A 14334-nucleotide genomic window follows, 5' to 3' on the forward strand; every position below is an offset into this window, starting at 1 on the left:
TCCGCGCACGCGAAAGAGCCCCGGGCCGGCGAACCGGTCCCGGGGCTCTCGGACGAAAACCTACGCCGCCGCGGCGGCCGAGGCCTCGGTGAAGCTGATCGGCAGCTCGTTCAACCGGTGCACGAAGTAGCTCGGCTTCCAGCCCAGCTCCGCGTCCGGGATCGCCAGCTGGATGTCCGAGAAGCGCGCCAGCAGGCTCTTGAAGAAGATCTCGCCCTCGAGCCGGGCCAGCGGGGCGCCCAGGCAGAAGTGGATGCCGTGGCTGAACGCCAGGTGCGGCGTCTGGCGCTCCAGGTCGAACCGGCCCGGGTCCGGGAAGTCGCGGGCGTCGTAGTTCGTCGCGGTCAGCGAGATGGCCACGTGCTCACCCGGCTGGACGACGACGTCGCCGATGGTGACCTCCGCCTTGGCGAAGTGGTAGGTCACCGTGACGACCGGCGGGTCGACGCGCAGGATCTCCTCGATCGCCTTGGGCACCAGGTCCGGGTTGGCCCGCAGCGCGGCGAGCTGCTCCGGGTTGCGCAGCAACGCCAGGATGCCGTTGGCGATCATGTTGACGGCCGTCTCGACCGAGCCGATCAGCATCAGGAAGATGTTGGACCGCAGCTCGATGTCCGAGAGCGTCGCGTTGCCCTCCTGGCCGGACAGGATCGCCGAGATCATGTCCTCGCCGGCGACCTCCTTGCGCTGCGAGATGAGGTTCGTCAGGTACTCGTCGAACCAGCGGCCGGCCTGGAAGATGTCGTTCTGGTCGGTGACCTCGCCCAGCCCGGTGACGATCGAGCAGTACTGGCGGAACTCCTCGCGGTCGGACATCGGGACGCCGAACCACTCGCAGATGACCTCGTTGGGCAGCGGGATCGCCAGGTCCTCGACGACCTCCGCGGTGCCGGCGGCGGCGATCGCGTCGAGCAGCCGGTCGGTGATCTGCTGCACCCGCGGGCGCAGGTTCTCCATGTACCGCGGGGTGAACGCCTGCGACACGAGCTTCTTCATCCGCGTGTGGTCCGGACGGTCGTTGAAGACCATGGAGTGGCGGAAGAAGTCGTCGTTGTACAGCGCGAGGTACGGCTTGAGCGTCGGGCTGGCGACCTTGTCACTGCGCGCCAGGCGCGGGTCGGACAGCGCCCGCCGCGCCTCGCGGTAGCCGGTGACGAGCCACGCCGGCATGCCGTCGGGCATGGCCACCTTGTGGATCGGGCTGTCGGTGCCGAGCTTGGCGAGCAGCTGCGGCGGATTGGTCAGATCCGTCGCCTCGAGCGGCACGCGAGGGGCGTCTTCTGCGGACATCACTCACTCCTCAAAGTATTTCCGGGCCGAACCGCCGCGGTACCCCAGGACGGCCGCGGGTCCTCGTTCCCCGGCTTCATCTTCGTTGCGCCCCCGGCGCCGGACACCTCGCGTCTTGCCCAGTTCACCGGCGCATGTCCGGCACGGTCCAGCCGTCGAGGTCGTACTCGTTGAGGCACGTGTCGACGAACCGCTTGTAGTCGTCGACGTCGCCGGAGGCCACCTGGCCGAACAGCAGCTCGATGCGGGTGTTCTCGTGGCTGCCGGCGTAGTTGCGCTCGTAGAGCTCGTGCCGGCCGCCGAACTCCGTGCCCACGGCGTCCCACAGCAGCTTCATCACCTTGACGCGGGTCTCGGCGTCGATGCCGTTCGACCCGCGGACGTAGGTGTCGAGGTAACCGCGGATGTCGGGGTTCTTGAAGTCCTCGGCGCTGGAGTTGATGTAGATCAACGCGCTCGCGACGTCCTGCAGCACGATCTCGCGGATGCGCGCGTAGCCGACCTGGGTGAACCAGCGGTAGGCCTGGCCGTACGCCGGGTTCGGCAGCAGCGCGCCGTCGCGCCACGGCACCGGGTTGCGGGCCGCGGCGTCCGAAAGTCCCCAGAACAGGTTGCGCCACGCCAGAACCTCACCGAGACGGGTCTGCACGCCACGGAAGTCCTCGGTGCCGGTGATCTCGAGCGCCTTCGCGAGCAGGCCCGCGATGAACTCCAGTTTCACCGCCAGCCGGGTGCAGCCCTGGAAGGTGGAACGCTCGATGAAGCCGGACTGCCCGGTGAACGTCTGCACCTTGCCGAGGTCCCCGTAGATGAAGACGTTCTCCCACGGGATGAGGACCTTGTCCAGCACTAGGATCGTGTCGTTCTCGTCCAGCCGCGAGGACAGCGGGTAGTCGAACGGCGAGCCGACGGCGTTGGCCATCGACGTGTACGACGGCCGGCAGATCAGCTTCATCCCCTTGGCGTCCATGGGGATCGTGGCCACGAGCGCGAACTCGCGGCGCTTGATCGGCAGGCCGTAGTGGGCGATGAAGTTGTAGTGCGTCAACGCCGATCCGGTCGCGACGACCTTGGCGCCGCTGACGATCAGGCCGGAGTCGGTTTCCTTCTCCACGTGGACGAACACGTCGCGGACCTCGTCCGGCGGCTTCTTGCGGTCGACCGGCGGGTGCACCAGCGCGTGGTTCCAGTAGAGGACCTTCTCCTGCGACTCCTTGTACCAGCGCTTGGCGTTGTCCTCGAACGGCGCGTAGAACTCGGAGTTCGCGCCGAGCGTGCCGAGGAACGACGCCTTGTAGTCGGGGCTGCGGCCCATCCAGCCCCAGCTCATCCGCGCCCACGCCGCGATCGCCTTCTGGTCGGCGACCATGTCCTCGACGCTGTGCGGCGTCCGGAAGAACCGGTGCGTGTAGCCGCCGCTGCCGGTGTCGGTCGGCGCCGTCAGCACGTCCTTGTACTTCGGGTCGTGCAGGGCGTCGTAGAGCCGCGCGGTCATCCGGATCGGGTTGCGGAACGCCGAGTGCTCGGTGACGTCCTTGACGCGCTCGCCGTTGATGTAGACCTCGCGGTCGTCACGCAGGCTTTCGATGTACTCGGCGCCGGTCAGCGGCCGGGCCGGACGGCTTCCGCCGGCCGGTGCGGACGCGGCCGGTGCGGGGCCCTCCGGGTGTTCGCTCATGGCTGCTTCCCCTTGTCCGGTCACTTCTTGCGGGCGAGCGTGACGCCGTCGGCGATCGGCAGCATCACGGTCTCGAACCGCTCGTCCACGGCGAGCTTGGCGTTGACGCCGGCGACGACTTCGGCGGCGTAGCGCGGAAGATCCTCTTCGACGTCTTCGGGCGCCGCGACCGTGCCGTGCAGCAGCACGTTGTCGAGGATCAGCAGCCCGCCCGAGCGCAGCATCGGCGTCACGGCGTCGATGTAGTACGGGTAGGACGTCTTGTCGGCGTCGATGAACACCAGGTCCGCCGTACCGTCGGCGACCAGGCCGGGCAGCGTCTTGCGGCCGGGACCGAGCTTGAACTCGATCCGGTCGGCGACACCGGCCAGCTCCCAGTGCTTGCGGGCGATGCCGACCCAGTCCTCGGTGACGTCGCAGGTGATCACGCGACCGCCGGGTACGAGCCCGCGCGCGAAGGCCAAAGAGGACAGTCCGGTGAACGTCCCGACGTCGACGACCAGCTTCGGCGCGACCAGCTTCGCGATCAGGTGCAGGAAACCGGCTTGTTCGACCGGCGTCAGCATTTCCGAGAGTTCACCGACCTTCGCGGTGTCCTCGATCAGGCTTTGCACCACCGCGTCGGGTTCCGTGCAGGAACCGACCACGTAGGCGATCGTCTTCTCGTCCAGGAAACTGAACGTACTCATGCGTCCTCCACGACGGCGCGCGATCCGGCCGGGTTCCGGTGGGCTGAAAGTTTCTGGGGGTTCCGGGTGGCGGAGCCCCCGGCCCGGGGCGGAGCTCCGGCTGTGAAGGCAAGTATCGGCACCGGTGCGAAGGCCTTGCGTCTCCTCGTTTGCACAGCCCACGGGCCTTCAGCACGGCGGGAGATGCGCCGCCGCGGGCACGGCGACGATCCTCGCTGTAGTCAGGAATTTCGCGCCGGGACCGGCGTCGCGAGCGCCGTCGGCACGGTGTTCCGCGGCTCACGCGGACCCTCGCCGGCCTTGGCCGTCCCGGGTGCGCCTGACTCCCACCGGCGACGACACCACATCCGGAGTCGAGGAGATTCGATGCGAGTCCTGTTCACCGTCTACCCGAACTCACTGGCGCACCTCTACCCGGTGGTCCCGCTGGCGTGGGCGCTGCAGAGCGCGGGCCACGAGGTCCGCATCGCGGCGCACCACACCGCGGCGGACATGATCATCAAGACGGGCCTGACCCCGGTGCTGCTCGGCGATCCGAACCAGCCGCCCGTGCGGCTCACCGACGACTGCGCCCCGCCGCACCACCAGGACCTCGTGAACCGCTACGCCGACGTGATGGGCCTGTCGCCCGAGGGTCGCGAGCACTGGATCGTGTTCTACCAGTGGCTGATGCAGCCGACGTCGGACTACGTGCGGCTCGACCGCTCCGAGGCCGAGGACCTGATCGAGTTCGCGAAGGCCTGGCAGCCGGACCTGATCTCGTGGGACGCCACCATCCCGGCGGCCGCGGTCGCGGCGAAGGTCTGCGGCGCGGCGCACACGCGGCTGCTGATCGGGCACGACATGTTCGGCTGGAGCCTCGACCGGCTCGCCGAGAACGAGTCCGCGCTCAAGGCGGCCGGCCTCGACCCGAACCCGCTGGCCACGCTGATCCGCCCGCTGGCCGAGAAGTACGGCTTCGAGGTCGACGACGAGCTGCTCGTCGGGCAGTGGAGCATCGAGACGATGCTGGAGGGCCTGCGCCTGCCGACCAGCACGAAGAAGCTGCCGATGCGGCACGTCCCCTACGTCGACCCGGAGACGTTCCCGAAGTGGCTCTACCAGCGTCCCGAAGCGACGCGCTGTGAGTGCTGCGGCCGCAAGAACCGCCGCCGCGTCGCGCTGTCGCTGGGCGAGTCCACCCGCCGGTTCATCAACGGCGACTGGGACCGCGCGCCGAAGATCCTCCAGGCCGTCGGCCAGCTCGACGACCTCGAGATCGTGGCCACGCTGGACAAGGCGCAGCTGCACGACGTCCAGGAGATCCCGCCGAACGTCAAGGTCATCGACTGGGTCAACCTGCCGCACCTGATGCCGACCTGCTCGGCCCTGATCCACCACGGCGGCATCGGCACCTACTCCTCGGCCGTGGCGCACAAGGTCCCGCAGCTGGTCTGCGACCTCGAGGGCGTCTCGCTGCTGATGCGCCTGGTCACCGACGAGGACGCCGACGTCCACAAGACCGGCACCTACCGCCTCGGCTGGGAGTTCGACGAGCGCGAGGAAGGCCAGCCCGACCAGGCGACCTCGCACTGGGAGCTGCCGGCGAAGAAGGTCGAGGCCACGGTGGTCTCGGACTTCGTCATCTCGACGGGCGCGGGTGTCCGCCTCGACCACCGCGCCAACACGGTCGAGGAGATCCGCGACCTGGTCTGGTCGGTGGCCACCGACCCGAACTACCACCACGCGGCCGCGGCCCTGCACGACGACTGGCTGGCGATGCCCAGCCCCAGCGACATCATCCCGGACCTGGAGAAGCTGATCGTCCAGCACCGCCGCTGAGCCTCCCGCACCACACGCGAAAGCCGCCGTCCCGAAACCTCGGGGCGGCGGCTTTCGTCGTGCGGAAACACTTGCCGCACAACGAAAGGCCCCGCCGGGCGAACCCGGCGGGGCCTTCACCACAACGGCGTCAGAGCACCTCGACCTCCGGCACGAACCGGATCCACTTGCCGCCGGCCGCGCGGAAGGCGCGCTCCTTGGCCGTGATCTCGGCCGCGTGGTTCCACGCGAACAGCACCGCGTAGTCCGGGTAGTCGTCCGAGAACGCCGCCGGCGGCTTCACCGGCAGGTGCGAGCCCGGCAGGAGGTGGCCCTGCTTGCCCGGGGTCGAGTCGACGACGAACGGGATCAGGTCGGTCGTGATGCCGCAGTACGTCGTCACCGTCGAGCTCTTGCCCGGCGCGCCGTAACCGACCACCGTCTTGCCCTCGGCCTTCAGGTGGGTGAGCAGCCCGACGAGGTCGTCGCGGATGCGCTCCACGTTCTGGCCGAAGCGGGTGAACGTCAGCGGCTCCGAGAGCTTGCCCGCCTCTTCCTCGGCGAGCAGCGCGTCGAGCGCGGCCGACGGCGTGCGCGCGCCCGGGCGGGCGATCGTGTAGCGGACTTCGCCGCCGTGCATGGCGATGTGCTCGGCGTGCACCAGCTCGAACCCGAACTGCGCCGCCATCCGCTGCACCGAACCCGCGCTGAAGTAGAACACGTGCTCGTCATAGATCTGGTCGAACGCCATGCCGTCGATGATCGTGCCGAGGTAGGGCTCCTCGAACACGAAGATGCCGTCCTCCGACAGCAGCGCGTCGATGCCGCGGAACAGCGATTCGACGTGCGCGATGTGGCAGATCGTGTTGGCGCCGAAGATGACGTCCGCGGCCCCGTGCGCGCCGCGGACGGCGGCCGCGGTGTCCTGGTCGAAGAACGCCGAGAGCACCTGGACACCCTTGGCCCGGGCCAGGTCCGCGACGTTGCCGGACGGCTCGACACCCAGGTGCCGCACGCCCGCCTCGGCGATCGTCGAGAGCATGACGCCGTCGTTGCAGCCGATCTCGACGATGAACGGGTCGGGCCCGGTGAGCTCGTTCGCGAGGAACCACTCGGCGTCGGTCCGGAAGTGCTTGCGGTGCCCCTCGGAGCCGGAAGCCTGGTACCGGTAACCCGCGTGGTAGCGCAGCTCCTGCGGCACCTCCTCCATCAGCTGCACCATCGTGCAGCTCTCGCACGCCCCGACCGCCAGCCGGAAGCGGAACTCGCCGGCCACCTCGTGGGGGAGCAGGAAGCCGTTCGCCGTCGGCTGGTTGCCCAGGTCGACGAACTCGACGACCTGGTCACCGCACACCCGACACTTCGTACCCATGGACTGGCCCTCACTGTTCGTGGTCATGGAATCCTCACTCCGCGCCCTTGTCGTCCTGGCCGAGCCACCAGTCCGCGCCGCGCGCCCACTCGACGGTCTTGATCAGGCCGTCGCGCAACGCGGTTTCGGGCCGCCAGCCGAGGATCGCCTGCGCCTTGGCGTTGTTCGGCACGCGCCGCGGCAGGTCCTGGTACGACGCCCCGAGCTTCACGCCGGTGTCGACGTCGACGACGTCGGTCGCGCCGGTGATCTCGCTGACCAGCCGGACGACCTCGCCGATGGTGGTCTCGACCATGCTGCCGATGTTGAACGCCTGCCCGGCCGAGTCCGGGTGGTCCGCGGCGAGCAGGGTGCCCTCGATCGCGTCGTCGATGAACGTGAAGCAGCGGGTCTGCCGGCCCTCGTCGTAGACCACCAGCGACCGCCGGTTGAGCGCGCGGTGGACCGACCGGCTGACGATGTAGGCGGGCCGCTGGCGCGGGCCGTAGACGTTGAAGTAGCGCACGATGGTCGCCTCGAGCCCGCGCTGGCGGGCGAAGGCGAACGTCAGGTGCTCGGCCAGCGCCTTGCTGGAGGAGTAGGACCACCGGTCGTGCGACGTGCCGCCGAGGACGCGGTCGCCGTCCTCGTCCCACGGCACCGCCGGGTTCTTGCCGAACACCTCGCTCGTGCTGGCCAGCACGACCTTCGCGCCCGCCTCGAGCGCGAGGTCGAGCACCGAGCGGGTGGCGGCGTAGTTGATGTCGATGACGTCGAGCGGGCGCGCCAGGTACTGGTCGACGCCGACGACCGCGGCGAGGTGGTAGACGACGTCGACGCCGGGCCGGATCGCCTCCGCCAGCTTCGCCGTGTCGCGCAGGTCCGCGGTGATGTACTCGACGCCGCCGACCGGGAAGCGCGGCGCGGCCGCGTCCAGGACGGTGACGCGGTCGCCCCGGTCGACCAGGCGCTCGACCAGGTGCGAGCCGAGGAAGCCGGTGCCGCCCGTGACGACGGCGTGGCGGGCAACGTGAGGGGTGGTCATCGGCCGGTCTCCGTCCAGATCCGCTGCGCGCCTTCGTCCGGGCCGGTGATCGCGTCACCGCGGCCGATGCCGCGGTAGACGTAGCCGGCCGCGCGCAGTTCGGCGATCTTTTCCTTGGGGTAGTAGGCCCGGCCGTCGAGGACCAGGCAGTTCTCCGCGACCGGGAGGGCGGCGAAGTCGATGTCGTGGAAGTCGCGGTGCAGCGCGAGGATCGCGACGCAGTCCGCGTCCCGCACGGCCTCTTCCAGGCTGGCGGTGGGCCGGACGCCGAAGAGCTCCTCGGCCGCGTCCGGGTCGACCAGCGGGTCGTGCACGGTGACGGTGAGCCCCGCCTTGGCGAGCGTCTTCACCGCGCCGACGGTCGGGGTGGCCCGCAGGTCCCCGGTGTCGTTCTTGAACGCCAGGCCCAGCACGGCGACCTTGCTGCCGGTGGGGTTCTTGCCCTGGCGCACCAGTTCGTCGACGGCCAGCTGCGCGGTGTACTCCGGCATCCCGGCGTTGACCTCGCGCCCGGCCGGAGCCGTCCGGATCTGCAGCCCGCGCCGGTCGGCCGAGCGCCACACCATCCACGGGTCCTTGGTCAGGCACGAGCCGCCGACACCCACGCTGGGCAGCAGGATGTTGACGTTGCCCGCGCCCTTGGGGATCGTGTTCGCCGCGGTGATCACGTCGAGCACGTCGACGCCGTAGAGCGCGCAGAACTTCGCGAGCTCGTTGGCCAGCGCGATGTTCAGGTCGATCCACCAGTTGCTGGCCAGCTTGACGATCTCGGCGGCTTCGAGCGAGTCGCGGGGGATCACCTCGACGTCGAGCGCGCGGCGCCAGAACGCCTCCGCGGCGGCCTCGCTGTCCGCGCCGAGCCCGCCGGCGACGATCGGGAACGTCCGCAGCTCGCGCAGCGCCGTGCCCTCGGCGAGCCGTTCGGGGGTGAACGCCAGGCCGAAGTCGACGCCGCCGGTCAGGCCGCTCTCCTCCAGCAGCGGCAGCACGATGCCGCGAGTGGTGCCCGGCGGGACGGTGCTCTTGAGCACGATCAGCTGGCCGGGGCGCAGGTGCGGGCTCAGCGCCCGGCAGGCGCCGCGCAGCTGCTCCTCGGCGAGAGAGCCGTCCTCGCGCACCGGGGTGCCGACCGAGATGAGGATGACGTCGGCCTCGGCCGCGTCGGCGATCTCCGTCGTGACGCGCAGGTGCCCGTCGGCGAGGCCCTGGAAGATCAGGTCGGCGAGGCCTTCCTCGGCGAACCGGCAGTGGCCGCGCGCGAGCTCGTCGAGCAGGCGCGGATCGGTGTCGACGCCGACGACGTCGAACCCCCGGTCGGCCAGTGTCGCGGCGATGCACGAGCCGACATAGCCGAATCCGATCACCGCCACTCGGAGCTGGTCGTGGTCGGGCAGAAAACGCATTCGCGTCTCCAATCGAGTGATGATGCCTCCGGGTCCGGCTCGCGGGCCGGCGACGGCATCGAGCGCGGGTCCTGCACGAACTCGTCGGGGGCGAACGCGGACGGGTCCGGCCGATGGCCCGGCCGGACCGCCGATCTCCCCAGCGACCATGGTCCGCGCGGGCCGTCGCCGCCCGCGTCTCCTCTGTTGCTTGCGCCGCACCGCCGGAGACGCGCCGGCCGTGCGGGGCGCTTATCGTGGGCCCATGGCTGACGTCGATCTCCCGGTGATCCGGCAGATCTCCTCCCGGCAGGTGTACGAGAACGCGTGGCTGAGCGTGCGCGAAGACGCCATCGAGCGCCCCGACGGCTCGGAGGGCATCTACTCCGTGATCGACCGGCCGGACTTCGCCATCGTGATCGCGGCCGAGCGCGGCGGGTTCCACCTCGTGGACCAGTACCGCTACCCGCTCTTGGCGCGGTACTGGGAGTTCCCGCAGGGCTGCTACCCCGATCGCCGCGACGGCGACCCGCTGGAGCTGGCGCACCGCGAGCTCACCGAGGAAACGGGCCTGCGCGCCGCGTCGATGGTGCCGATCGGCCGGCTCGCGGCGTGGCACGGCGCGAGCGGCCAGATGTGCACGGTGTTCCTGGCGACCGGCCTCGTCCAAGGCGAGCCGGAGCGCGAGCACGAGGAGCAGGACATGCGCCACCGGTGGTGCTCACGCGCGGAGTTCGAGGCCCTGATCCGCACCGGCGGCATCCGCGACAACACGACGGTGGCCGCCTACACCCTGCTGAAACTCCACGAAGAAGCCTGAAGGCAAATTTCACACGAAAGTGCTACGCCAGGTGCCCCCACAACCGAACTTTCCCTAGGAAAGATACGTCCAGGGGGCCTTCGGACGCATCTTTCCCAGGGAAAGTGACGAGTCGGCGGGGTGCGGTCAGGGGCGGACGATCTCCCGCAGGGCCACGGCGAACTCGTCGGGGTGGGTGACGTACCCGACGTGCCCGCCGGGCAGGTGCACGATCGGGTTGCCGGTGTGGCCGGCCAGCACGGTGTTGGGGCGGTACGGGAAACCGTCGCGCGCGGTGTCGCCGCCGGCCAGCACGAGCTTGTCCGAAAGGGACTTCAGCAGCACCAGGTCCGGGCGGTAGGCCGGGTAGGGCAGCAGCTCGTGCTCGAACCAGAACACGTGGTTGCGGCGGATCCGGCCGAGCATCTCGGCGAGCTCGTCCGGCGGCAGCTCGGTGCGCCGCGGTGGTTTCGTCGTGGTGTCCATGCCCATCCCGGTGCGGAACGCCTTGCGCGCGGCGTCGACGCCCTCGCGCTGGTAGGTCTCGTACAGGTCGGAGTAGAACCCGAGCCACTTCTCGGCGTCCGGCAGCACCGACGCCAGCGGCGGCTCGTGCGCGACGACGGTGTGCACCAGGTCGGGGTGCCGCTCCAGGGTGGCGAGCGCGACGATCGCCCCGGAGCTCGACCCGAACACCGCGGCCGGGCCCGGCGCGAGGTGCCGCAGCAGGGCGCCGATGTCGTGCGCGTCGTCGGCCAGCCGGTCGTCGCCGACCGGGCCGTCGAGGGGGCTGCGGGAGAAGCCGCGCCGGTCGTAGGTGATCACCGTGTACTCGTCGGACAGGGTCTCCGCGAGCGGCACGAAGGGCGCGGCGTCGCCGTTGCCGCTGGGGATGACCAGCAGCGCCGGGCCGGCGCCGCGGACCTCGTAGTACAGGCTCGCACCGGGTACGGCCAGCCGGTCGATGGTGACTCGCATGCGCATCCTCCGGTCAAGGACAGGTTTGCGCCAGTGTCCGGCGGCCCGGCGGCCCGGCGCGTCTCTCCGGTTGGGCTCTTCTCGATTGCGAGGCCTCGCCCGGCCGCATTCCGCAAGGTGCGACCGCCCGGAACCGGGTGCGACCGTCGGGAACGCGCGGCGTCCCTGTTGCGCCCGGAGCCGCCCCGTGCGGCCCTCGGTCGTCCTGTCACACCGTGGAGGTCATGGTGCCGAGCACCCCCCTTCCGACCCGCGCCCAGCTCGTCGAACGCGCGGCCGGCCTGGTCCCGCTCCTGCGCGCGAACGCCGGCAAAGCCGCCGAAGACCGCCGTCTCACCGAGGAGACGATCGACGCCCTCGCCGACGCCGGCATCTTCAAGCTCCGCGTCCCCGCCCGCTTCGGCGGCTACGAAGCCGACACGACCACGCTGATGGAGGTGGCCGCGGAGCTCGGCCGCGGCGACGGTTCGGCGTCCTGGGTCGCCTCGGTCTACTCGATCCCGGGCTGGATGGTCTGCATGTTCCCGGAACAGGTGCAGGAGGAGGTGTTCTCGACCCCGGACGTCCGGGTGTGCGGGACGCTCAGCCCCACCGCCTTCGCCAAGCCCGTCGCCGGCGGCTTCGTCGTCAACGGCAAGTGGAGCTTCATCAGCGGCGCGCCGCACGCGCACTGGCAGGAGATCATCGCCATCCTCGACCCGGCCGACGGGTCCGAGCCGTACCCGCTGATGGCCCTGGTCCCGATGGCGGACCTGCAGGTCGTCGACGACTGGTACGCCACCGGCCTCAAGGGCTCGGGCAGCCTCACCACGATCGCCCAGGACCTCTTCGTCCCGGCCGAGCGGGCGCTGCCGATGCCCACCGTCGTGCAGGGCAACAGCGTCTCCGAGCGCAACGCGCGGATCCCGATCTACCGCGCGCCGCTGGTGCCGGTGGCCGGCGCGAGCACCGTCGGCACCCTGCTGGGCCTGGCGCGCGCGGCGAAGGAGAACTTCCTGGAGTGGCTGCCGGGCCGCCGGATCGCCTATACGGCCTACACGAAGCAGTCGGACGCCGCCGTCACCCACCTGCAGGTGGCCGAGGCCTCGCAGAAGATCGACCAGGCCGAGTTCCACGCCTGGCGGATCACGTCCACTGTGGACCGCAAGGCGGCGGAGGGAGTCCCGTGGACCCTCGTCGAGCGTGCCCGCAACCGGGCCGACGTCGGCGAGGTCTGCAAGCTGGCCAAGGAAGCCGTCGACATCCTGGCGGCCGGCGCGGGCGGCGCGTCGATCTACCAGCACGTGCCGATCCAGGGCATCCTGCACGACCTGCAGGCCGCGAGCCTGCACGCACTGATCAACCCGACCACCGCCGCGGAATTGTACGGTCGTATTCTGTGCGGTTTGGAACCGGACACGGCATACATCTGAGCCCCCGATTTCGCTGCCCCGGTCCGGCCCGCCACAGGAATCCGTGGTCGCAGGTCAGGGCCGTTTCGCCGGGGGAAAACGGTGAGAAACGCACAGCTACCCCGGACAGTTCCCGGGGCCGCCCGCACCGCATTTCGGAAGATGCTCGTGACGAGCGGCCTCTGGGACAGTTACTCACCGTACGAACCGACCTCGAAGTCACAACGCCTTGTGCGTCTGGCCTTTGTGATCCCTCGGTCGGCCGGCGGCATTGATGGAGAGAGGATGATGAAAAGTGACCGGTAACGGCGCGCCGCCCTTGGCCGGGCGGCGGGAATGGTGGGGGTTGGCGGTGCTCGCCCTCCCCACGATGTTGACGATGATGGACATCAACGTCCTGTTCCTCGCTCTCCCGCACCTGAGCGCAGACCTGGGCGCGAGCAGCACCGAGCAGCTGTGGATCACCGACATCTACGGCTTCCTGATCGCCGGGTTCCTGGTGACCATGGGTACGCTCGGTGACCGGATAGGCAGGCGGAAGGTCCTGGTCACCGGGGCCACCGCCTTCGGCATCCTTTCGGTGGTCGCGGCCTTCTCGACCAACCCCGAGATGCTGATCGTCGTCCGTGCTCTGCTCGGCATCGCGGGTGCGACGATCATGCCCTCGACGCTCGCGTTGATCATGGGCATGTTCCAGCACCCGAAGCAGATGGGTGCCGCGATCGGTGTCTGGGCCACCTCGATGATGGCCGGTATCGCCCTCGGCCCGGTGATCGGCGGCCTGCTGCTGGCGTCGTTCTGGTGGGGCTCGGTCTTCTTGCTGGCCGTCCCGATCATGCTCCTGGTGCTGGTGTTCGGGCCGATCCTGCTGCCCGAGTTCAAGAATCCGAACGCGGGCAAGGTCGACCTGCTCAGCGTGGCCCTGTCGCTGCTGGCGATCCTGCCCTTCATCTGGGGCCTCAAGGAGGTCGTCCGCTCCGGCTGGGCGGTCGCGCCGGTCCTGGTGGCCCTGGCGGGCATCGTGTTCGGCGTGGTGTTCGTGGGCCGGCAGCGCAAGCTGGCGAACCCGCTCCTGGACGTCCGCCTGTTTGCGATCAAGGCCGTCTCCGGCGGTCTGATCCTGGGCCTGCTGTTCGCCGCGATCCAGGGTGGCACGGGTCTGCTCGTGACCCAGCACCTGCAGGAGGTGGAGGGCTTCTCGGCCCTGAAGTCCGCGCTGCTGCTGCTGATCCCGGCCGTGATCATGGTGATCGGCATCCAGGTGACCAACCCGCTGTCGCTGAAGGTGCGTCCCGGCATCATCATGATGGTCGGCATGCTCATCGCGGCGGTCGGCATGGTCGTGCTGAGCCTGTACGACACGACTTCGGGCGTGGCCGTGCTGATCGTCGGCTCGAGCATCATCTTCATCGGCGGCAGCCCGATCGGCGTCCTGGTCAACAAGGTCGTCATGGGCTCGGCTCCGCCCGAGAAGATGGGGTCGGCGGCTTCGCTGCAGTCGACCGGTGGTGAGCTGGGCGTCGCGCTCGGCATCGCCGCCCTCGGCAGCATCGCGACGGCGGCTTACCACAGCCACCTGACGGTGCCGGCGAGCGTCAGCGGCCCGGCCGCCGACGCGACCCGCGAGAGCATCTCCAGCGCGGTCCAGGCTGCGAGCACGCAGCCCCCGGCCGTCGCGCAGGACCTGCTTTCCGCGGCGGGCAACGCGTTCACCAGTGCCCTGAACACCACCGCCGGCATCTGCGCGGTCGTGTTCGTGGCCCTGGCCGCGCTGGCCTTCGTCACCCTCCGGCACATCCCGGTTCCGCCGCCGATGCCCACGGGCCCGCCGCCGGAAGCCGCGCCGGAAGGTGCACCGGAAGCCGCCGCGGAGGGCGAAACCTCCGCGGAGGCGGCGCAGGCCTGACGGCCTGACTGCCTGATGCAACTCC

General features: G+C 69.9%; 12 protein-coding genes. 4 read left to right on the plus strand and 8 right to left on the minus strand.

Annotation, left to right across the window (positions count from 1 at the left end; translation table 11 throughout):
* Positions 1 to 60 precede the first annotated feature (60 nt).
* From OG494_RS00385 to OG494_RS00395, 3 genes are all read right to left on the minus strand, one after another.
* Positions 61 to 1290, minus strand: coding sequence for a cytochrome P450 family protein (locus tag OG494_RS00385; protein ID WP_328450753.1), 1230 nt, complete (start codon positions 1288 to 1290; stop codon positions 61 to 63).
* 124 nt (positions 1291 to 1414) lie between these two features.
* Positions 1415 to 2968: a 4-hydroxyphenylacetate 3-hydroxylase family protein gene (locus tag OG494_RS00390; protein ID WP_328450755.1), complete on the minus strand. Its 1554-nt coding sequence runs from the start codon at positions 2966 to 2968 to the stop codon at positions 1415 to 1417.
* 20 nt (positions 2969 to 2988) lie between these two features.
* Positions 2989 to 3657 (minus strand): O-methyltransferase, encoded by a 669-nt coding sequence (locus tag OG494_RS00395; protein ID WP_328450757.1) that lies wholly within the window; start codon positions 3655 to 3657, stop codon positions 2989 to 2991.
* A 366-nt stretch (positions 3658 to 4023) separates the two neighbouring features.
* Between OG494_RS00395 and OG494_RS00400 the strand changes: the two genes are divergently transcribed.
* Entirely contained in the window at positions 4024 to 5478 is a 1455-nt protein-coding gene (locus OG494_RS00400; RefSeq protein ID WP_328450759.1) for a nucleotide disphospho-sugar-binding domain-containing protein, read from the plus strand.
* A 130-nt stretch (positions 5479 to 5608) separates the two neighbouring features.
* Here OG494_RS00400 and OG494_RS00405 read toward each other — a convergent pair whose 3' ends face one another.
* Genes OG494_RS00405 through OG494_RS00415 form a run of 3 tightly spaced genes read right to left on the minus strand, consistent with a single transcriptional unit; the run spans position 5609 to position 9256 of the window.
* Positions 5609 to 6856, minus strand: a complete 1248-nt coding sequence (locus OG494_RS00405) for a class I SAM-dependent methyltransferase (protein WP_328450761.1) — start codon at positions 6854 to 6856, stop codon at positions 5609 to 5611.
* 7 nt (positions 6857 to 6863) lie between these two features.
* On the minus strand, positions 6864 to 7853 hold the full coding sequence (locus OG494_RS00410; protein ID WP_328450763.1) for an NAD-dependent epimerase/dehydratase family protein: 990 nt from the start codon (positions 7851 to 7853) through the stop codon (positions 6864 to 6866).
* Positions 7850 to 9256 (minus strand): nucleotide sugar dehydrogenase, encoded by a 1407-nt coding sequence (locus OG494_RS00415; RefSeq protein WP_328450766.1) that lies wholly within the window; start codon positions 9254 to 9256, stop codon positions 7850 to 7852. The genes OG494_RS00410 and OG494_RS00415 overlap by 4 nt, the downstream gene beginning before the upstream one ends.
* 244 nt (positions 9257 to 9500) lie before the next feature.
* On the opposite strand from OG494_RS00415, the gene OG494_RS00420 reads away from it, so the two are divergent.
* A complete protein-coding gene (locus OG494_RS00420) occupies positions 9501 to 10055 on the plus strand; it encodes an NUDIX hydrolase (RefSeq protein WP_328450769.1) in 555 nt (184 codons plus the stop codon).
* Between the two features lie 126 nt (positions 10056 to 10181).
* Here the strand turns inward: OG494_RS00420 and OG494_RS00425 are convergent, their stop codons facing one another.
* Positions 10182 to 11012 carry an alpha/beta hydrolase gene (locus OG494_RS00425; RefSeq protein WP_328450771.1) on the minus strand — a complete coding sequence of 277 codons (831 nt, stop codon included), beginning with the start codon at positions 11010 to 11012 and terminating at the stop codon, positions 10182 to 10184.
* A gap of 224 nt (positions 11013 to 11236) precedes the next feature.
* Here OG494_RS00425 and OG494_RS00430 point away from each other — a divergent pair, with 224 nt between their 5' ends.
* The gene (locus tag OG494_RS00430; protein ID WP_328450773.1) at positions 11237 to 12424 is read left to right on the plus strand and encodes an acyl-CoA dehydrogenase family protein; all 1188 of its coding nucleotides are present in this window, start codon (positions 11237 to 11239) and stop codon (positions 12422 to 12424) included.
* Between the two features lie 198 nt (positions 12425 to 12622).
* On the opposite strand, the gene OG494_RS00435 is transcribed toward OG494_RS00430, so the two are convergent.
* Positions 12623 to 12793: a hypothetical protein gene (locus OG494_RS00435; RefSeq protein ID WP_328450775.1), complete on the minus strand. Its 171-nt coding sequence runs from the start codon at positions 12791 to 12793 to the stop codon at positions 12623 to 12625.
* Here OG494_RS00435 and OG494_RS00440 point away from each other — a divergent pair.
* On the plus strand, positions 12783 to 14309 hold the full coding sequence (locus tag OG494_RS00440; RefSeq protein ID WP_328450777.1) for an MFS transporter: 1527 nt from the start codon (positions 12783 to 12785) through the stop codon (positions 14307 to 14309). The two genes, OG494_RS00435 and OG494_RS00440, sit on opposite strands and share 11 nt — an antisense overlap.
* The last annotated feature ends 25 nt before the right edge of the window (positions 14310 to 14334 follow it).

It is taken from the genome of Amycolatopsis sp. NBC_00438, assembly GCF_036026695.1.
In the GTDB taxonomy this organism is placed as follows: Bacteria; Actinomycetota; Actinomycetes; order Mycobacteriales; family Pseudonocardiaceae; genus Amycolatopsis.

What these genes read in the sequence shown, in the direction of transcription:
- OG494_RS00430 (WP_328450773.1), top strand. Translation starts at nt 11,237, where the DNA reads ATGGTGCCGAGCACCCCCCTTCCGACCCGCGCCCAGCTCGTCGAACGC.
- OG494_RS00440 (WP_328450777.1), top strand. Translation starts at nt 12,783, where the DNA reads ATGATGGACATCAACGTCCTGTTCCTCGCTCTCCCGCACCTGAGCGCA.
- OG494_RS00425 (WP_328450771.1), bottom strand. Translation starts at nt 11,012, where the DNA reads ATGCGAGTCACCATCGACCGGCTGGCCGTACCCGGTGCGAGCCTGTAC.
- OG494_RS00400 (WP_328450759.1), top strand. Translation starts at nt 4,024, where the DNA reads ATGCGAGTCCTGTTCACCGTCTACCCGAACTCACTGGCGCACCTCTAC.
- OG494_RS00420 (WP_328450769.1), top strand. Translation starts at nt 9,501, where the DNA reads ATGGCTGACGTCGATCTCCCGGTGATCCGGCAGATCTCCTCCCGGCAG.
- OG494_RS00410 (WP_328450763.1), bottom strand. Translation starts at nt 7,853, where the DNA reads ATGACCACCCCTCACGTTGCCCGCCACGCCGTCGTCACGGGCGGCACC.
- OG494_RS00415 (WP_328450766.1), bottom strand. Translation starts at nt 9,256, where the DNA reads ATGCGTTTTCTGCCCGACCACGACCAGCTCCGAGTGGCGGTGATCGGA.
- OG494_RS00385 (WP_328450753.1), bottom strand. Translation starts at nt 1,290, where the DNA reads ATGTCCGCAGAAGACGCCCCTCGCGTGCCGCTCGAGGCGACGGATCTG.
- OG494_RS00405 (WP_328450761.1), bottom strand. Translation starts at nt 6,856, where the DNA reads ATGACCACGAACAGTGAGGGCCAGTCCATGGGTACGAAGTGTCGGGTG.
- OG494_RS00395 (WP_328450757.1), bottom strand. Translation starts at nt 3,657, where the DNA reads ATGAGTACGTTCAGTTTCCTGGACGAGAAGACGATCGCCTACGTGGTC.
- OG494_RS00390 (WP_328450755.1), bottom strand. Translation starts at nt 2,968, where the DNA reads ATGAGCGAACACCCGGAGGGCCCCGCACCGGCCGCGTCCGCACCGGCC.
- OG494_RS00435 (WP_328450775.1), bottom strand. Translation starts at nt 12,793, where the DNA reads ATGTCCATCATCGTCAACATCGTGGGGAGGGCGAGCACCGCCAACCCC.